At 69.1% G+C, this 19438-nt stretch carries 13 protein-coding genes; 7 read left to right on the top strand and 6 right to left on the bottom strand.

Annotation, left to right across the window (positions count from 1 at the left end):
- Window positions 1-40: 40 nt before the first annotated feature.
- The gene (locus tag ACFWGJ_RS17570) at window positions 41-8020 is read left to right on the top strand and encodes an SDR family NAD(P)-dependent oxidoreductase (protein ID WP_387325122.1); all 7980 of its coding nucleotides are present in this window, start codon (window positions 41-43) and stop codon (window positions 8018-8020) included.
- 50 nt (window positions 8021-8070) lie between these two features.
- Here ACFWGJ_RS17570 and ACFWGJ_RS17565 read toward each other — a convergent pair whose 3' ends face one another.
- Complete coding sequence (locus tag ACFWGJ_RS17565; RefSeq protein ID WP_387325119.1) at window positions 8071-8814, bottom strand: TetR/AcrR family transcriptional regulator; 744 nt, start codon at window positions 8812-8814, stop codon at window positions 8071-8073.
- 171 nt (window positions 8815-8985) lie between these two features.
- On the opposite strand from ACFWGJ_RS17565, the gene ACFWGJ_RS17560 reads away from it, so the two are divergent.
- The 3 genes from ACFWGJ_RS17560 (at window position 8986) to ACFWGJ_RS17550 (ending at window position 12032) form a co-directional block, all read left to right on the top strand.
- Complete coding sequence (locus tag ACFWGJ_RS17560) at window positions 8986-10482, top strand: MFS transporter (protein WP_387325116.1); 1497 nt, start codon at window positions 8986-8988, stop codon at window positions 10480-10482.
- 1 nt (window position 10483) lies between these two features.
- Complete coding sequence (locus tag ACFWGJ_RS17555) at window positions 10484-11416, top strand: TauD/TfdA dioxygenase family protein (RefSeq protein ID WP_387325113.1); 933 nt, start codon at window positions 10484-10486, stop codon at window positions 11414-11416.
- A gap of 211 nt (window positions 11417-11627) precedes the next feature.
- Complete coding sequence (locus tag ACFWGJ_RS17550; protein ID WP_387325110.1) at window positions 11628-12032, top strand: ATP-binding protein; 405 nt, start codon at window positions 11628-11630, stop codon at window positions 12030-12032.
- An 81-nt stretch (window positions 12033-12113) separates the two neighbouring features.
- Here the strand turns inward: ACFWGJ_RS17550 and ACFWGJ_RS17545 are convergent, their stop codons facing one another.
- From ACFWGJ_RS17545 to ACFWGJ_RS17525, 5 genes are all read right to left on the bottom strand, one after another.
- Window positions 12114-12758 (bottom strand): cytochrome b/b6 domain-containing protein, encoded by a 645-nt coding sequence (locus tag ACFWGJ_RS17545; RefSeq protein ID WP_387325107.1) that lies wholly within the window; start codon window positions 12756-12758, stop codon window positions 12114-12116.
- Entirely contained in the window at window positions 12742-13467 is a 726-nt protein-coding gene (locus ACFWGJ_RS17540; RefSeq protein WP_387325104.1) for a molybdopterin-dependent oxidoreductase, read from the bottom strand. Before ACFWGJ_RS17540 ends, ACFWGJ_RS17545 begins: the two co-directional genes overlap by 17 nt.
- Window positions 13468-13801: 334 nt before the next feature.
- Complete coding sequence (gene egtB / locus ACFWGJ_RS17535; protein ID WP_387325101.1) at window positions 13802-15157, bottom strand: ergothioneine biosynthesis protein EgtB; 1356 nt, start codon at window positions 15155-15157, stop codon at window positions 13802-13804.
- Window positions 15154-16455 carry an ergothioneine biosynthesis glutamate--cysteine ligase EgtA gene (egtA, locus tag ACFWGJ_RS17530; RefSeq protein ID WP_387325098.1) on the bottom strand — a complete coding sequence of 434 codons (1302 nt, stop codon included), beginning with the start codon at window positions 16453-16455 and terminating at the stop codon, window positions 15154-15156. The genes egtB and egtA overlap by 4 nt, the downstream gene beginning before the upstream one ends.
- 127 nt (window positions 16456-16582) lie before the next feature.
- On the bottom strand, window positions 16583-16795 hold the full coding sequence (locus tag ACFWGJ_RS17525; RefSeq protein WP_387325095.1) for a hypothetical protein: 213 nt from the start codon (window positions 16793-16795) through the stop codon (window positions 16583-16585).
- Window positions 16796-17178: 383 nt separating this feature from the next.
- Here ACFWGJ_RS17525 and ACFWGJ_RS17520 point away from each other — a divergent pair, with 383 nt between their 5' ends.
- From ACFWGJ_RS17520 to ACFWGJ_RS17510, 3 genes are all read left to right on the top strand, one after another.
- Window positions 17179-17805 carry a TetR/AcrR family transcriptional regulator gene (locus ACFWGJ_RS17520; RefSeq protein ID WP_387325092.1) on the top strand — a complete coding sequence of 209 codons (627 nt, stop codon included), beginning with the start codon at window positions 17179-17181 and terminating at the stop codon, window positions 17803-17805.
- A gap of 306 nt (window positions 17806-18111) precedes the next feature.
- Complete coding sequence (locus tag ACFWGJ_RS17515; RefSeq protein WP_387325089.1) at window positions 18112-18540, top strand: organic hydroperoxide resistance protein; 429 nt, start codon at window positions 18112-18114, stop codon at window positions 18538-18540.
- Window positions 18541-18725: 185 nt separating this feature from the next.
- The gene (locus ACFWGJ_RS17510; protein WP_387325125.1) at window positions 18726-19352 is read left to right on the top strand and encodes a TetR/AcrR family transcriptional regulator; all 627 of its coding nucleotides are present in this window, start codon (window positions 18726-18728) and stop codon (window positions 19350-19352) included.
- The last annotated feature ends 86 nt before the right edge of the window (window positions 19353-19438 follow it).

Raw genomic sequence — 19438 nt, 5'->3', positions numbered from 1 at the left:
TGCGAACGCCGCACTGCGGCGCGTATCAGAGGAGCGGGCGATGGCGGATGAAGAACTGATCAGGCCGCTGCCGGAACTGCTGAAGGAACACGCGAAGAGGTCTCCTTCGCGGGTCGCCTTCGCCGACGACGCGCGTGCCGTCACGTACGAGGAGTTGGAGCAGCGCACAGCGCGTCTGGCCGCGTCCCTGGCCCGCATGGGAGTACGGCGCGGGGACCGGATCGCCATCTGTCTGGGCAACTGTGTGGAGCTGGCGGAGATCCTGCTGGCCGCCGTCAGGGCAGGAGCGGTCGGTGTGCCGCTCAATCCCCGGTCCTCCGACGCCGAGCTCGCCCACTTCCTCAAGGACAGTGGCGCGTCCGTCCTCGTGACCGACCCCTCTCAACTGGCCCGGCGGCACCGCTTCGCCGCCGAGTCCGGCAGTCCGCGCATGCTGCTCACGGGCGCCGGCCCCGTCCCCCAGCACGCCCCCGAGGGCACGGCTCTTTTTCGGATTGCCGCCACCGACGCCCGCGACTCACCGCGGGACGATCTGGGACTCGACGAGCCGGCCTGGATGCTTTATACGTCCGGCACCACGCACCGCCCCAAGGCCGTGGTGTCCACGCAGCGCGCCGCGCTGTGGTCGACGGCGGCGTGCTACGCCCCCGTCTTCGGTCTCTCGTCCCAGGACCGGATTCTGTGGCCGCTGCCGCTGTCCCACAGCTTCGGGCATTCCTTGGCCGTCCTGGGCGTCACCGCTACCGGTGCGAGCGCGAGACTCATGGCCGAACACCTCCCGCCCGACGGACTGTTGCGTGAACTCGACAACCCCCACCCGGCCCTCGACGGCCCCTACACCCTCCTTGCCGGAGTACCCGCCACCTACCACCAACTGGTGGCATCGGCACACTCACCTCTGACGTCCGGCTTGCGCGCCTGCATCGTGGCCGGGGCACCGAGTGCCCCCTCCCTGAGCGCGTCCGTGGAGACGCTGCTGGGAGCAGCGCTCCTCAACGCCTACGGCAGCACCGAGACCTGCGGAATGATCGCAGTGATGCGTCCGGACGAACCGCGGCTCGACGGTTCGTGCGGACCGCCCGTTCCCGGAATGGACACACGCATCGTGGACCCCGGTCCCGGCACCGACGTCGCCGACGGCGACGAGGGCGAGATATGGGTACGCGGTCCGAGCCTGATGAGCGGCTACCACAACCAGGCCGAGGAGACCGAGGCCGCGCTCTCCGACGGCTGGTACCGCACCGGAGACCTCGGCCGACGCGTCGAGCACGGTCATCTCGTCGTCACCGGCCGGGTCAGCGAGCTGATCATCCGGGGAGGCGAGAACATTCACCCCGCGGAGATCGAGCAGGTGCTTCTGCGCTGTCCCGGTGTGCGGGACGCGGTGGTGGTGGGCCTGCCGCACGAGATCCTCGGTGAAGTACCCGTCGCCCACGTGGTACCGGGACCGGAGGGATTCGACCCCAGCGACGTCCTGGACGCCTGCCGCGCGCACCTGGCGGAGTTCAAGGTGCCCGTCGACATCCGTGACATCGCGGCTGTCCCCCGCACCGCATCCGGAAAGATCGCCCGCCACGCGGTCGTCACCGGCACAGCCCGGACCACGACAAGTGCCCGTCGGGCCGACCCCGCGGGCACCGGTGCCGCTCTGCGACGGCACCTGCTGTCCCTTCCCCCGCACGCGCGCGAACGCACACTGCGTGAAGCGGTGCTCGCCGAGACGGCCGCCGTCTGCGGTGACACAGCGCACGAGGCACTCGACGGCGACAGCACCTTCGCCGATCTCGGGCTCACGTCCGTGGGAGCCGTCACGCTGACCGACCGCCTGGGCGAGGCGACCGGACTGCGGCTTGCGTCGACGCTGGTCTTCGATCACCCCACACCGGCCGCACTGACCCGGCAGATCCACACCACGCTCTTCCTGCCGCACGCCGACGCCGAACAACGCCCCGCCGCGGGCCCCGATGCGGCCGACCCCGTGGTCATCGTCGCCATGGCCTGCCGCTATCCCGGCGAGGTGAACTCCCCCGACGACCTGTGGGACCTGGTGGCGGCGGGCCGCGACGCGATCACCGCATTCCCCACGGACCGCGGCTGGGACCTGGCCGCCCTCTACGACCCGGACCCGGACCGCACAGGCACCTCGTACACCCGCAACGGCGGCTTTCTGCACGAGGCCGCAGAGTTCGACCCAAAGCTGTTCGGTATATCCCCCCGCGAGGCACTGGCCATGGATCCGCAGCAGCGGCTGCTGCTGGAGACCTCGTGGGAACTGTGGGAGCGGGCCGGTATCGCACCGAGCGCCCTGCGCGACAGCGACACGGGCGTCTTCGTGGGCGTGATGCACGGTGACTACGCCTTCCGCCCCGTCGACCCGCACAACGTGGAGGCCCATCTGGCCCTGGGCGCGACCGGAAGCGTGGCCTCCGGCCGCGTCTCCTACGTCTATGGCCTGCGCGGACCAGCCATCACGCTCGACACCGCCTGCTCGTCCTCGCTGGTGGCGCTGCACTGGGCGGCCAAGGCGCTTCGCTCCGGTGAGTGCTCCCTCGCCGTGGCCGGCGGCGTGACCGTGATGGCGACTCCCAGGGCGTTCACGGCTTTCAGCCGACAGCGCACGCTCGCACCCGACGGCCGCTGCAAGTCCTTCTCGGCCGCCGCCGACGGCACCGCCTGGGCCGAGGGCGTCGGCCTCGTCCTGCTGGAGCGTCTGTCCGACGCCCGCCGCCACGGCCATCCCGTGCTGGCCGTACTGCGCGGGTCCGCCGTCAACTCCGACGGCGCCTCCAACGGCCTCACGGCCCCGAACGGCCAGGCCCAACAACGCCTGATCGAGCGAGCGTTGGCCGACGCGGACCTCCGGCCGGGGGATGTGGACGTGGTCGAGGCACACGGCACGGGCACCGTGCTCGGCGACCCCATCGAGGCAACGGCACTGCTGGCCACGTACGGGCACGGACGGCCCGCGGACGGGCCGCCTCTGTGGCTCGGTTCCGTCAAGTCCAACCTCGGGCACACACAGGCGGCTGCCGGTGTAGCCGGGGTCATCAAGATGGTGCAGGCCATGCGTCACGAGGAATTGCCCCGGACGCTTCACGCGCAGAACCCCACGCGGAAGGTCGACTGGTCCACGGGCCACGTCGAACTGCTGGCCGATCCCCGCCCCTGGCCCGCGAAGGGCTCCGCACGGCGCCGGGCGGGCGTTTCGGCCTTCGGTATCGGCGGGACGAACGCCCACGTGATCCTGGAGGAGCCCCCGGTCCCGCCCGTAGACGGTTCCGGCGCCACCGTGACGGCGCCCTGGATCCTTTCCGGCGCCGACGAACAGGCCCTGCGGTCCCAAGCCCGGCGTCTGGCGGACCACTTGGCGGCCCGTCCTGATCTCTCAGCGTCCGACGTCGGCTACTCACTGGCGGCATCGAGGTCGGCGCTCACCCACCGTGCCATGATTCCGGCAGCGGACCGCTCTCGCATGACGGCCGCACTCCATGGGCTGGCCGAGGGCCGCGAGGTCCTGGACTCGGTACGAGCTGTCGCCGACACAGACCTGCGCACGTCGTTCCTCTTCACCGGGCAGGGCGCCCAACGTCCCCGCATGGGCGCGCAGTTGCGTACGGCGTTCCCGGCTTTCGCTGCCGCCTTCGACGAGGTCTGTGCGGAGCTGGACGCTCACCTCACTCTGCCGCTGACCGCGGTGCTCTCCGCGGAGCCGGGCTCGCCCGAGGCCGCCCTGCTCAACCGCACGGACTTCACCCAGGCCGGCCTGTTCGCCTTCGAGGTCGCCGTGTTCCGGCTGCTGGCGTCGTGGGGGGTGTCCGCCGACTTCCTGGTGGGCCACTCCGTGGGGGAGCTGGCCGCCGCCCATGTCGCCGGGGCTCTGGATCTCTCGGACGCGGCTCGCCTCGTCGCCGCGCGAGGCAGGTTGATGCAGGCTCTTCCGGACAACGGTGCGATGGTGGCTCTGCACGCCCCGGAGGCGCAGGTGCTCAAGGCGCTCGCGGACGCCGACGGACTGGTCGCGATCGCCTCCGTCAATGGCCCCCGTACGGTGGTGATCTCCGGCCTGCGGGACAGGGCGCTGGCCATCGCGGCGGAGTTCAGGCGACGGGGCCGCAGAACCACCCGCCTGCGCGTCAGCCATGCCTTCCACTCCCCCTTGGTGGAACCCATGCTCGACGACTTCCGCCGAGTTGCGCAGGGGCTGACGTTCCGTCCTACGCGCATACCGCTGATCTCCACCCTGACGGGCCGTCCGACCCAGGCAGATGAACTGTGCTCGCCGGAGTACTGGGTCCGGCACGCACGCCAACCGGTCCGCTTCGCCGACGCCGTGCTCTCCCTCGCGGACACGGGCGTCTCAGCGTGCCTGGAAATCGGGCCCGGCACCGGCCTCACCGCCGCCGCCGAGGACTGCCTGAGCGGTGACGGCGTCTTCGTCGCCTCGTTCCCCGCCGACAAGCCCGAGCCCGAGGCCCTCCTCTCCGCGATGGCGCGGCTCCATGTGCACGGAGCGCGTGTCGACTGGCCCGCCGTGTTCGCTCACACCGGTGCACGGCGGGTGGACCTGCCGACGTACGCCTTCCACCGGCAGCGGTACTGGCTACCGGCGTTGTCCACGCCACGTCCCGCTGCGGCCGTGACAAGTCATCCGCTGCTGGACCCTGGATTCGCCGTACCGGACACCGACCGGACGGTGTTCGCCGGGCGCCTCTCCGCCGCGGCTCAGCCGTGGCTCGCCGATCACACGGCCTCCGGGTCGGCCGTCATTCCTTCAACGGTGTTCGTTGAGCTGGCCGCGCAGGCGGGCCGCGAGATGGGGTGCGGTGCACTGGACGAGCTCCTCGTCCTCACTCCGCTGTCCCTCCCACCTGCCGGTGCACTGCGCCTCCAGGTCGTCGTGAGCGCCGCTGACGACGCGGGCCGGCGGCCCGTTGACATCCACGCACGGAGTGACGAGCCGGACGGCGCGGACGGCTCCTGGACCAGGCATGCCACCGGCTTCCTCGGACCGGTCTCTCCTCCCGTGACGATCAAGGAATCGGTGTGGCCTCCGCAGGGTGCCACCGGAATCGACCTCGCCGACGCCTACGACACCCTCGCGGACACGGGCTTCGCCTACGGTCCCGCCTTCCGGTGCGTACGGGCGATGTGGCGGCGGGCCGACGAGCTGTTCGTCGAGGCCCGGCTGCCGGAAGCGGAGCGGGCCGCAGCCGGCGGCTACGGGATCCATCCGGCCCTGCTGGACGCGGCCCTGCACGCTCCCCTGCTCACCGGGAGGGCAGCCGATGCAGCCCTCCGCGTGCCCTTCTCGTGGCACGGCTTCCAGCCCGGCACGACAGGTCCCACGGAAGTCCGGGTACGGATCGCACTCGGTGCAGCCGCGGACACGGTCACAGCAACTCTCGAAACCCCCGCCGGCAGTCCGGTGGCCCACATCGACTCCATGACGACCCGCGAACTACCCAGCGTCGGCCGCGACTTGGCCCAGCAAGCCTTGTTGCGCCCCGAGTGGACAGTCGTAGCAGGAGGGCATTCCGCGGACACCTCACGCTGGGCCCTCCTGGATGACACCTCGGACGACGGACTGGACCTGTCAGGGGTGCTCCCTGCTCTGGCGTTCTCCCCTGACGGCGATCCGCACACCGTAGTCGTCACGGCGGCCGGACCCACGGGGGACGCCGACCCGCTCACCGCCCTGCACCAGCTGACCGACAAAGTGCACCGCGCTCTCCAGAGCTGGCAGCACGATCCGCGGACGGCGGGCGCCCAGTTGGTGGTCGTCACACGCAATGCCACCTCCACGACAGCTGCGCCGGACACGGCGGGAGCCGCGGTGTGGGGACTGGTGCGCGCGGCCCAGTCGGAGCTGCCCGGACAGATCGTGCTCGTCGATGTGGACGGGCGACCGGCATCGCTGCGGCAGCTACCCGCAGCCGTTTCGGCCGGAGAACCCCAACTTGCGATCCGGGAGGGGCGTTTGTCGGTACCGCGCCTGGCACGGTCCGCCGCCGAAGGGACACCCGTGGCATTCCGCCCGGAGGGCACGGTGTTGATCACCGGTGGCACCGGCGCTCTCGGTGCAGAGCTCGCCAGACACCTCGTGAGGTCATATGGCGTGCGCCGCCTGGTGCTGACCGGACGCCGCGGCGCCGGAGCGCCGGGCGCCGCCGAACTGCGCTCCGGGTTGGTGGAGTTGGGCGCCGAGGTTCGCGTCATCGCCTGTGACGTCACCGACCGGGCCGCGCTGGTCGATGTCATCAGCGGGTGTGGACCGGCACTGACCGGCGTGGTGCATGCCGCCGGGGTACTGGACGACGGTGTTCTGGCATCCCTCACGCCCCAACGCATGGCGGCGGTGCTCCGTCCGAAGGCGGACGCGGCGTGGTATCTGCACGAACTGACCAAGGATCTGGATCTGTCGGCTTTCATTCTGTTCTCCTCCGTGTCCGGCCTGTTGGGCCGCGCAGGCCAGGCGAACTACGCCGCAGCGAACTCCTTCCTCGACGCCCTGGCCCATCACCGCACCCGGCTGGGGCTGCCTGCCCTCTCGCTGGCCTGGGGACCTTGGAGCACGGAAAGCGGGATGACCGCCGCGCCCCGGCTGACGTCGGACGCGCTTCGGCCACTCACCGTGGATCAAGGGCTCGCCCTGTTCGACGCGGCGCTTCGTACGAGCGAGCCCGTGGTGGTTCCGGCCCTGCTGGACCGGGCCGCCCTCCGTTCCGCCCGGACGCATGTGCCACCGCTCCTGCGGGATCTGGTGCGCCTTGCCGCATCTCCACCCCAAGGCGACCAACTGAACCCGGGCGAACGAGAACAACCAGGCAGCTGGCACAGGCTGCTGGCCGAAGTGTCACCCGCACAGCGCCTGAACACCCTGGTCGAATTGCTCAATGCCGATGTGGCGCACGTACTCGGCTACCCGGACGCCGCCTCGTTCCCACCGGGCAGGTCATACATCGAGCTGGGTTTCGACTCTCTGACGGCGGTACAGCTCCGTAACCGGCTGAGCATGGCGCTGCGGCTCAGGCTCCCCGCCACTGTGGTCTTCGAGCACCCGACACCGCAGGACCTGGCCGGTTACGTACTCGGTCTGCTTGAGGACGACCTGCCCACGACCACAGCACGCATCGGGCAGCCGACAGGGCGGCGGCCCGCGCAGACCCTGTCCTCCCTTTACCGGCAAGTCTGCGAAGCAGGCCGGGTGATCGACGCGATGCACATGCTCGTCACCGCTTCCTGGGCCGTCCCGACCTACCAGGCGATCGACAGCCGACGGCACGCACTGCCACCGGTGCGGCGCGCGACCGGCATCGGCGAACGCCCGGTCATCGTGTTCTTCCCGGGCATCCAGCCGGTCCTCGCCGCCCCCGGCGGCGAATTCGCCCGCTTCCATGCCTGCTTCGAGGGCGAGTGGGACGTCTTCGAGTTTCCGCACCCCGGAGTCGGTGCGGGCAACGAACTGCCGGCGGACGTGGAGACACTTGCCCTCACGCACGCCGACTCGGTCCTGCGGCACCTGGGCGAACGGCGCTTCGTGATCGTCGGCGCCAGTACAGGCGGCGCGGTGGCACAGGCCGTCACCCAACGCCTTGAGGCCATGGGTGTGGCTCCCGCCGGGCAGGTGCTGCTGGACACCTACCTCATCGACGACGGCAACAGCGACAAGGAGTGGCTGCTGTCGCTGCCGGCAGTCATCGCACCGCACTTGGGCGGCCACGCGTTCACGGGCGACGAGGACGCCGGCGTCGCGGCATTGGGGGCGTATACGCGCATGTTCCTCAACTGGCAGCCGCAGCCGGTCGGCGCACCCACCCTGCTGGTGCGCGCCACCTCGCCGACCATCGACATGGCTGAGCGCGTTCAAGGCGACGAATGGCGGACCTCGTGGCCCCTTCCCCACACCCGACTCGACGTCCCCGGCGACCACTTCTCGTTGTGGCAGCAGCACTCCCAGACCACGGCCGCCGCCGTCAGCGCGTGGATCAAGTCCGTTGTACGAGCGGAGGTCGACGAGTGACCGTGCTTCGCCCAGCCGGTGGCACGCGCGTGATGCGGACGGTGAAGCCGTCAGACTGTCCCGGTCTCATACTCCGGCGGTTGTTCCATGCACGGCGCGCCGACAGTGCCGGCGGTGTCCTGAGGGCTGTCCACGGCAAGCATGGCGGCCCCCAAAGCGATGACGTGCTCGACCAGTTCGTGTCTGCTCGTCAAATGGTCGGACTCGGCTGAGAGTTGGGCCTCCCAGTCGGCCAAAGCGTGCGTGAAGAAGCCGACCAGCAGCAGGAAGCGCTGGCGACGCAGATGCTCAGGCAGACGGCGCAGATGGCGCAGGATGCGCTGCTCCGCTCTGACCGCTCCGCTGGTCCACGGGGAGTCAGGACGGTACCCGACCGCGTCGGCCAGCACGGGATCGGCAGCTGTCTGGGCGAGGAAGCGTGCGTACCAGCTCGGCCGGCCCGGCTCGCCGAGGAGCTCGGCCAACGGCAGTACCAGCGCCTGCACCAGCGTCCGCGGGTCCATTCCGCGTCCCTGCGCGTCGGCTTCCGCCAGCATCCGCTCACGCAGTCTGTTGGCCGGGCTCATCCGGTGCTCGAAGACCGCCGACAGCAGACCTGCCTTGGAACCGAAGTGGTACCGCACGGCGCCGGTGTTGCGTTGCCCCGCGGCAGCGCCGATCTCCCGCAGGGAGACGCCGTTCACCCCACGCTCGGCGTACAGCCGCTCGGCACACTCGATGATCGCCAACCGCGTTCCGTCGGCGCGGGGCGCCGGGGCCGGCCGGGAACGCTGTTCCGGAGTGGACGAGGTCATGGGCGCATTATCACCGCCGTCGTCGGCTGCCGGAAATCTGCGTCAGGTGCGCGGTCGCGCAAGGACACGAACCTGCAATACGGCGTACATGAACCACTCCTGACCCACGTGAGTTAATCGCTCGTGGGGCAGCCGCCATCCCCGTCCCTTCACGAAAGCAGGCATCCGTCGATGACCCCTCCCACCGACTCCCGGGTCCGGCAACTGGGCATCCTTGCCGTGCTCGTCCTGCTCACCGAGACCGCCCCGCTGGAAGTGAGCCTGGTCTACCCGGCGGCCAGGTCCCTCGCGCAGTCCTTCGGCAGTGCGGGAGCCGACGCGGTCACCGGCATGGTGAGCCTCGCCGCCGTGGTGTGCATCCCACTGCTGGGACGCATCGCCGACGTGGTGGGCAAGAAGCGGGTACTGCTGTATTCCGGGGCGATCTTCGCGACCGGGTCGCTGCTGTGCGCGGTGGCCACAGCGCTGCCGCTGCTCCTCTTCGGCCGACTCCTGCAGGGGGCCGTCGGCGGTGCGCTGGCGGTTGCCTACGCGATGGTCCGAGACGCCTTTCCCCGCCATCGAGTGCCGGTCGCCCTGGGCATCGTTTCGAGCGGCATCGGGATCAGCGCGATCATCGCGCCCTTCCTCGGCGGCGCTCTGGTGGACCGCTACGGCTACCACGGCGTGTTCTGGTTCCTCTTCCTGCTGAGCGCGCTGGTGCTGCCACTCGGCGCGGTGGCACTGCCCGACGATCGGCGCCCGGTCGACACGGCGAGGTCCGGACACCGGCGGCTCGATGTCCTGGGAGCGCTTCTGCTCGGCCTGGCAGCGGCGGCGCTGGTAGGGGGCTTGGGCGCCGCCGTGCGCTCGGGCTGGGCGTCGCCCGGGGCCGTGGGGGCGCTTTCCTCCGCGTTGCTCCTGGCCCTCGGCTTCTGGCGACGCGAAAGAAACAGAGCCCACCCGGCCGTCGACCTCGGTCTGCTCACCGCTCCGGCGGTGCGGAGCACACTGCTCTCGGCCGTACTCACCACGGCGGGCACGTCCGCCGCCTCCTATCTGTTGGCCCAGTTGTTGCAGACCCCGCGCCAGGCCGGGCTCGGCTACGCGTTCGGTCTGACCGCGCTGGCCGCGGCCGGCTGGACCTTCACTCTGGGACTCGGCTCGCTCGCCGGTGGACCCCTGGGCGGGTACCTGGCCCGGCGCCGCGGCCCGCGAAGCACGGCACTGATGGCGCAAGCGCTGGTGGCGATCGGGGCGCTCGGCTTCGCCGCGCTGCCCGGGCAACGCGGCGCCGTCCTGTTCATCAGCCTGGTGTTCGGTCTGGGCACCGGACTCGCCTACGCATCGTTCGCCAACCTCATCACCGAGGCCGTGCCCGCCGAACGAGCCGCCACCGGTGCGGCGTTGATCGCGGTCGCCAACCAGCTGGGAGCGGCAGCCGGGGCATCGGCCCTGGCCTCCGTACGTACCCGCTACCCGGTCGGCCCGACCGGTTCGGTCTTCGCGGACAGCGGCTACCGACTGGCCTTCACCTGCGCCGCGGCCGCCGCACTGCTGGCCCTTCTGACCACCTGGCGCATGCGACACGGCCGCGCCCCGGCAACCGGCGGTGCCGCCACCTCTCGTACCGACGCGCCCGCGACCATACCCGCGGGCGACGGATCCACCACCAAGGAGATGATCTGACATGACCTCTGGGACCGAACAGCGCGAACGGACCGGATTCGCCCGCTCGGCGCGAGCGCTGCGTCCGTCCATGGTCGGACGGGAGTTCCGCCCCAAGGACGCCGGCGAACCGTACCGGCACCTTTCCCTGATTCCGCAGTCCCTCCTGATCGGTGCCGAGGTCCGCGGGGTCGACCTCGCCGAGGATCTGGCTCCCGAGGTGCTCGCCGAGCTCAAGCGGGCGCTGCTGGAGTGGAAGGTGCTGTTCTTCCGCGGGCAAGAGCTCAGCGCCCGGGAGCACGCCGACGTGGCCCGGCACTGGGGCGAACTCGAAGATCACCCCTTCCTGCCCAAATCCGAGATCCCCGAGGTGGTGCGGCTCGAACACGACGCGGCACGCCCCGGAACCGAGAACATCTGGCACAGCGACGTCAGCTTCAGCCCTACGCCGCCGCTGGGCTCCATGCTGCGCGCCGTCACGGTCCCCGCACTCGGCGGAGACACCTTGTGGGCGGACATGCACGCGGCTTATCAGGGGCTGCCCGAGGACGTCCGCGAACTGATCGACGATCTGACCGCGCTGCATGAAATCCCCACGGTGACGGGGGAAGCCGCGGACGAGGTGGCGAAGAACATGCGCGAAGCACGCGCCCGATTCCAGCCGGTGGAACACCCCGTGGTGCGCACGCATCCCGAGACCGGCCGCAAACTCCTCTACGTCAATCCGGTGTTCACCAGTGCCATCGTGGGGTTGGCACCGAGTCGGAGCCAGGATCTGCTCGACCTGCTGTTCCGCCAGGCGACGCTCCCGGAGTACCAGGTGCGCTTCCGCTGGGAGCCGGGCTCGGTGGCCTTCTGGGACAACCGGGCGACCCAGCATTACGCGGTCAGCGACTACTTCCCCGACTTCCGGCTGATGGAACGCGTCACGATCGTCGGCGACCGCCCGTACTGAGGCCCGGGCGGCCCCGCGGTCCCGTCGGGCAGGGCAGCATGTCGAGCAGGACAGGATGTGGACGATTTTTCCCTTTTTGTAGCCCTAGGGGCACTGGCGCGCAGCTTCTCCCAGTCGTATAGTGAACGTTACATACATTACTCGACCGGCTGGACACCAGCTCGAAACTGGCGCCCACACCTCGGTGGCCCGAGGAACGAGAGGATCCACCATGTCCCCCACCATGATCCTTACGCCACCCCGGCGGGCCTTCGAGACCACGCTCACTCCGGATCTCGTCCACGTCCCGCAGGCCCGGAACGCCGCATTCGCGATCATGCAGCTGTGGGACCTGGACCCGTCACTCGCCGATGACATGCGGCTGGTCGTGTCCGAACTGGTGTCGAACGCGATCGAGCATGGCCTCGGCCGGGTCGGGCTACGCATCACGGAGACGGCCGACGAGGTGAGGATCGAAGTCTCCGACTCCAATCCGGCACCTGCCCGGGTGTCATGTGCTCAGGACGAGGACCCGCGGGGGCGGGGCCTCATGATCGTCGCAAGCCTTGCGGACAGCTGGGGCGTGAGTGAAGACGGTTACCGCACCTGGGCCGCCTTCCTGACGGGGCAGCGATGACAGGCATGAGGGACACCAGGGGATGCGAACAAGGAGTGCGTCCCTTGGTGCCCGCTCGCCACCGGGCATTCACTGCGCTGGTCAACGCGTCGTTTTCGACCCCGGGCGCCACAACGGATGCTTGCGCTTCGCCCATTGGGGATCGACCGTGCCTGTACGCAGGCCGGCGCGTGCCTCCGGGTCTCCCATGGCCATGCCGATGTGTCCGGCCAGGACAATCCCGATGGTCAGGGCGAGCCAGTCATGGACGAAAGTCGCGCTGGTGCGCCACGTGATCGGGGTGAGATGGGTGAACCACATGATCAGGCCCGTGCCGAGCATCACCAGCGTCGCACCGGCGATCCAGTTCGCGTAGATCTTCTGTCCGGCGTTGAACTTGGCCGCCGGCCGGGACGAGTAGCGCTTGTCACGGCGCAGGACCGCGCGCAGCCAGACCTTGTCGTGCGACCCGAAGCGGTTGAGGTGCCCGAGGTCCGCGCGGAAGTGCCGGGAAAACAGACCCGCCAGGACGGGGATCGGTAGGGCAAGCCCCGACCATTCATGAACGCGGACCACCAGATTGCGGCGTCCGACCATCTCCGCGAGCACCGGGATGTAGAGGAAGGATGCCGTCACCACACACACGCCCATCAGCAGGGCCGTCGCGCGGTGCACCCAGCGCTGCGCGGGCCCGAACCGGCGGAGCTCGGCGGTCGGCGGAGTGTGCGCCTCAGCTCGTAGGGTCATCGTCCCGCCCGTTCGACTTGCCGACCCAGGCGTCGACGTCGTAGCCGAGTTTCTCCCAGTAGCCGGGCTTGACGTACTCGGTGACGGTGATGCCGGACAGCCACTTGGCGGACTTGTAGAAGTACATCGGCGCCACGTACAGGCGGACCGGGCCCCCGTGGGCATGGCTGATGTCCTCGTCCTGCATGCGCAGCGCCACCAGGATGTCGGAGCGGCGGGCCTGCTCCAGGGTGAGGCTCTCGGAGTAGGCGCCGTCGAAGCAGGTGAAGCGGACGGCCCCCGCCGAGCCGTGCACGCCGGCGGCGTCCAGCAGGTGGGACAGCCGTACTCCCTCGAAGGGGGTTTGGGGGACCCGCCAGCCGGTGACGCACTGGATGTCCTTGACCATCCGGGTCTGCGGCAGGGCGCGCAGGTCGTCGAGCGTGTAGGTCGTCGGGTGGTCCACCAGGCCGTCGACGGTAAGCCGGTAGTTCGTGGCGTCCTTGTGCGGCACCGAGGTGGTCACGGAGTAGTAGCGGAAGCCGCCGCCGTTGGGCAACAGGCCGGTCAGGCCGGAGGGGTCCAGCTGTGAGGCACCGGCCAGAAATGCTTCGGTGCCACGTTGCAGGGTGGGTGCGGCGTAGACGCCCAGTGCTCCGAGACCAAGGGTGCCGAGAAAGACGCGCCTGCCCACGGGGGCGCCTCGCTTCTCGGGTCGTTCAGAGTTCACGCACCAACTCCTATGAGTTCGCTGGACCAAGGTCGTCGGGTCGTCGCCATGTACCGCCGACGTCTCCCCCCGCAGGCGCTTCGCGCTCAGCCCTGGATACCGATGGTCGGCTTCGCCGTATCTGCGAGAGGCCGACGCCGGGACGGAACAAGCCCGTTCCCCCGCCAGAAGAAAGAACATTCTGCCCTCCAAGAATGCCGACGACCCCGAAGATTGTCAATACAGAACGTTCTACCTACACCGATCGTGAGTGCGGATCAGTTCGCGCACCGGGCGCTACAAGGCCTCCGGTCATCGACTGCGCGCTGCCGGTGGGTGGAGCGTGCGAGAGAGATCAGGCGGTTTCCGCCGACCGCGCGGTGCGGAACCCGGAGAAGGTCTGGCGCCGAATCGGATAGTCCCAGTTGCGGAACGTACCCCGGCAGGCCACCGCGTCCACGGCGAAAGAACCACCGCGCAGCACCTTGTGGTCGGACCCGAAAAAGACTTCCGAGTACTCCCGGTAAGGGAACGCACGGAAGCCCGGGTACGGTGCGAAGTCGCTCGATGTCCACTCCCAGACGTCGCCGATCATCTGCCGTACCCCGAGCGGTGACTCACCGGCCGGGTAGCTGCCCGCGGGCGCCGGTCGCAGATGCCGCTGGCCGAGGTTGGCATGTTCCGGACCGGGGTCCGCGTCGCCCCACGGATAGCGGGTCGAGCGGTCGTCGACCGGGTCGTATCGAGCGGCCTTTTCCCACTCGGCCTCCGTAGGCAACCGCCGCCCGGCCCATCGGGCCCAGGCATCCGCCTCGTACCAACACACGTGCATCACTGGCTCGCCTGCCGGAACCACCTCGGTGACTCCGAAGCGACGCCGCAGCCACTGACCACCGTCACGGTGCCAGAACAGCGGGGCGTTGATGGAGTGCCGCCGGATGTGCTGCCAGCCGTCCGGGGCCCACCAGCGCGGCTCGTCGTAGCCCCCGTCGTCGATGAAGGCCTGGAACTGGGCATTGGTGACCGGGGTGGTGTCGATGAAGAATGCCGCCACCTCACGTCGGTGGGCGGGTCGTTCGTTGTCCAGGGCCCATGGCTCCGACGACGTGCCCATGGTGAACGGCCCGCCGGGAATCAGCACCTCCACCGGACCGGCGAACAGCGGTGCGGGGTCGGGATCGGGGGCGGTCAGGGCTTGCGGCCCGGCGCGGAGCTGATGGGTGACCAGCATGGTCTCGTCGTGCTGCTGTTCGTGCTGGGCGACCATGCCGAAGGCGAAGCCCGCCTCCGTCAGCCGCGTGCCGTGGAACGCGGCTTCCTGCAGCACGTCCAGGGCTCGTGCACGTATGTCGGCCGCGTACCGGCGGGCCTCGTCGGGCGCGAGCAGCGGCAGGCTGGGCCGTTCGGAACGCGGGTGCTCGAACGCGTCGTACAGGCTGTCGATCTCGGGCCGGATCGCCTCCTGCCCGGCGACGGCGCGCAGCAGCCATTGCTCCTCCTGGTTGGCGATGTGCGCCAGGTCCCACACGAGGGGCGACATCAGGGGCGACACCTGGGCGGTCAGCTCGGGGCCTTCCACGCAACTGGTCAGCAGGGTGGTGCGTTCGCGAGCGGTGATGAGTGCGGAGAGAGCCCGCTCATGCAGCGTTTCGGTGTCCGGGCTCGCTTCGCCTGCCGCTGTGGCTAGGGTGTCGTCGGCAGGGTGCTTCATGGGCCGTTCTCCTTGCTTCCCCGGCCGTGGCCGGTGCTGCCTTCCCTGACCGGCATGTCGTCGGCGGGGCAGCGGCCCCGCACCACGTAGCGCTCGAAGAACGCGGATACGGCGTCCTTGACCGCAGTCGTGGCGCCGAGCCGGGGCAGGGCGTCGAGGGCGGCGGTGAAGCACGCGACGGCTGCCTCCCGCAGTCCCGGATCGGTGAGCGCCTCGCGGGCCGCGATCTCGTACAGGGGATTGTGCGGGGCCTGCCGGCCGAGTGTGCGTGCGGCGAGCGGCTCGACAGCGCGACAGGCGATGTCGGTCGCCTCGCGATCGTCGAACAGTGCCGCTGTCACCGCGAGGGGCACGATCCAGCCGTCATCGCCGGGCTGCGCGTCGATCATGCGCAATTCCAGGTGTCCACGCGGCCGGACGGGCGGGAAGAGGGTGGTCATGTGGTAGTCGAGATCGCTGCGCAGTGGCGGTCTCGGCGTCAGGTGGCGTGTCCAGTCGCGCAAGGTCAGATCGTCCGGCACGTCCCACGGTCCGCCGTCGCGGCGTATGCACATCACTGGCGCGTCCAGGACGTGCCGCGCCCAGCTCGTACGCGGGTGAGTGTCCAGCGGAGCACCGCCCGCGCGGCCCGTGCCGATCTGCATCCAGCGCAACTGCCGGGTGGACCGCCAGCCGGTGGGCCTGTTGTCGGCCATAGGCGAGTTCGCGAAGGAGGCGAGCAGGACGGCCCCCAGGTGATGCGCCAGCCACCAACGACGTACGTGGCCGAGGGGGCCCGGCTCCTCATAGCCGGCGTCCACGCAGACCTGCACGGACGCGGTACTGCACATCATGTGACGGCCGGCGGGGCCGAGGCGCTCGAAGTGGGCTTCCATGGCGTCGTACCGAGGCTGCCGCAGAAAACGGCGTGGCGCGTGCCAGGGATCGTGTCCCAGGCCGACGAGGCCCAGGCCGACGCCGCGCAGCACCGCACGGACCGAGTCCAGGTCGGCCGAGACGGTGCGGATGCACTCCATGAGCGAGGTGGCAGGCAGCGAACTCAGTTCCAGCTGTCCACCGGGTTCGACGGTCAAGGAGGACGTGAGGGGCAGAGCCCGCAGTGCGGCGTATGCCGCGGAGAGTCGTTCGGGCGACACGGGCATCCGCGGAGCGTCCAGTTGGTGGACAAGCCATTCCACCTCGACGCCCAGACGCTCGGGGGGTCCGGTCTTGAAGCAGATGCCGTGGACCAGCGCCTCGACCTCGGCCTCGCCGAGTGCGTCAGGCGGCCGGGTGCGGCCGACAATCGATTCCGACATGGGGAGATCCTTCAGAAAGACGCGGAGGACACCACAGAGAATAGACCGAACGTTCTACCCTGCGCATGGCCGGGTGTAGACAAGAGACCCTGCCGAGCGCGTCAGCAGCCCGTCGGGGCGCGGGACATCACATGCCCCATCGGGGCGTTATCTCGGCAATGGTCAAAGCCGCGAGGCGCAGGGCAGCGTTGCGGCGATGGCGCAGCGACGTCGGCATGTCCGCCCTTGCCAGGGCGCGACCCCGGGCTTGTTCGGGGCGGTCGGCGGTGACGATGAAGACATGGACGCCGGACGTTCCTTCAGCGGTGCGGGTCGGGATACTGACAGCCCAATAAGGCATGGCGCGTCTCCTGCGGGACATGCAGCGGGGAGGGTGGGCGGGGACTCGGCGGATCGTGAGGTCTTCACCGCAACTTCCCCGCCGACAGCCCTGCGGCGGCAGGGGCGCGTGTCGGTGGAAGCGGCATACAGTCCGGTGCTGCGCGGGTGGCAGTCCGCGCCGCTCTGGTGCCATCGCGTCACATGGTGGCTCGCTGCGTAAGTTCACCCTGGTTCTCCCCGGTCGATCGGTCCTGCGTCGGCGGCCCAAGCACGTCGTCTGCACTCCGTTCTCTTGACGCACCAGCAATCGTCCCGTCTCCTAGAGAGAACGTTCTACCTACCACTATGTCAATCTCCCTATCGACTCGTCAAGATCGAACGTTCTCCCTTTTAGGATCGAAAATGGCGCGCAACAACCTCACCGGCCGACCCTCCGACGCGCGGTCCCGACTGCTCAGCACGGCCTGCCGGATCTTCTACGAGGAAGGAATCCACTCGGTCGGCGTCGATCGCATCGTCACGGAAGCGCAGGTGACCCGGGCGACCTTCTACCGGCACTTCCCCAGCAAAGAAGACCTTGTACTCGCTTACCTGGACGAGTCACACCGAGCCGAACGCGAACAGGCCGAGGCGGCCCTGGCTGCCGAGCTCTCGGCAGCGGACGCCTTGCGAAGGCTCAGCAGGTCCATAGCGCAGAGGATCCAGGTTCCCGGCTTCCGGGGCTGCGCGTTCCTCAACGCCGTCGCCGAATATCCCGACCCCGGCCATCCCGTGCACCTGGCCGTACTCGCCCACCGCCAGTGGTTCCTCGACACGGTTGCGCAGTTGCTCGCCAAGGTGCGGGAAGCACCCGCCGAGGCCGCGGCCCACCACTTCGTGATGATGCGTGACGGCGCAACAGCCGCTGGGTGCCTGTTCGATCCGTCAGTGGTGTGCGAGACCTTTTTGCGCGGGGTCGACGTGCTCCTGCGCGCTCACGTCACAGCTCCGTTCTCCGAGTCGGACAGGGTCTCAACTGCTGGGCAGTGACGCCCGTTCACGACCTCATACGGCCCGGCCCCCTGATGACTGAAAAGTCTTCCAGGCGGGTCTGTTCGCCGACCGGGCCGTAAGCCCAGGGCGTCGCACACAGTCCGGCTCGCGTCCTCGCATCGCGAGATCTCCCTAGAGAGCAGAACGTTCTGTCTTGACAGCGGGCACCCCTCCGCGCCAAACTAAACAAGACAGAACGTTCTACCCATCAAGGCGAACTGCAACCACCGCATCAGCGGCAGCCGCGTTCGTGAACGTGACGCAGCGGCCCAAGCGGCCGCTTATTCAATCAGGAGAGAAAAAGTGTCCGACACCCTTTACAGAGGCATTGCCACGTCCACCGGCGACGGCAGGGCGGGAGGCCGCGCCCAGACCAACGACGGCCTGCTCGACATCACGCTGGCGATCCCGAAGGAGATGGGCGGCCCTGGCGGCGCGACCAACCCTGAGCAACTGTTCGCCGCAGGCTGGGCCTCGTGCTTTCATTCGGCCCTCAAGGCCGTAGCGGCCCAGCAGAAGGCTCAGATCTCCGACTCCGCTGTCATCGCCGAGGTGGGGGTGGTGAAGACCCCGGAGGGTGGATTCGGCCTCAACGCCGCCCTGCATATCGAACTGGCCGGCGTCACACAGGAGACAGCGGACAAGCTGGTTGAGGCGGCCCATGCGATGTGCCCGTACTCCAACGCGACACGCGGCAACCTTCCCGTGACCCTCGACGTCACGGTGGCTTAACGGCCCCCATCGGGGGGGGAGGACTACCCCTCCCCCCGATCAAGCAAGGCGACTTACGAGCTCACAGACTCGATCGAGCTGAGACCGCTGAGACCCCTGAAGTCGTTTCCCCTTACATCCATAAGCTCGGACGTACTATACTAACAACGAACGTTCTATCTCTTGGGAATGTGGTCAGTGAGCTCATGAGTCGGAGTACTGAAAGCGGCATCGTTTCCGAAGCGCGGACGCGGCTGCTCAACACGGCAGCCCGGATCTTCTACGCCGAGGGGATCCATTCCGTCGGCATCGACCGGATCGTCGCGGAGGCGCAGGTTACCCGGGCCACGTTGTACCGGCACTTCGCGAGCAAGGAAGACCTGGTCCTGGCCTATCTCGGGCAGGCCGACCAGGCCATACGGGGTCAGGTCGCCGCCGCACAGGCCAGCAGCCCCTCACCGAACGATCAGGTCCGGGCGGTGGCCAAATCCATCACCGACGGTATCCAGTCGCCCGGCTTCCGCGGCTGTGCCTTCCTCAACGCGGCGGCCGAGTACTCCGACCCCGCCCATCCGATCCACCAGACCGTCCTGGCCCACCGGCAATGGTTCCTCACCACCATCACCGACCTGCTGGCACAGACCAGCGACAGGTCGGCCGACGCTGCCGGCCGCCACTTCATCATGCTCCGTGACGGAGCTATGGCGGCTGGCTGCCTCTTCGACCCGCAGCTGATCTCCAGCACCTTCCTGCACGGTGTCGAAGGCATCCTCAAAGCCCGGACCATTCCCGAACTCGTCGGGAACGCAGCCGCCTCCGCACCACAGTCCTGAACACCAACGACCGGACAGGCGATGCGACCGCCAACTCCCGGCCGCGCCTTACCTCGCGAGAGCCTCTCCCCCGCCGGGGTTCCGTC

This window comes from Streptomyces sp. NPDC060205 (assembly GCF_042728395.1).
In the GTDB taxonomy this organism is placed as follows: Bacteria; Actinomycetota; Actinomycetes; order Streptomycetales; family Streptomycetaceae; genus Streptomyces.
The sequence above is the reverse complement of the archived record's forward strand: the minus strand, read 5'-3'. Positions and strand labels throughout refer to the sequence as shown.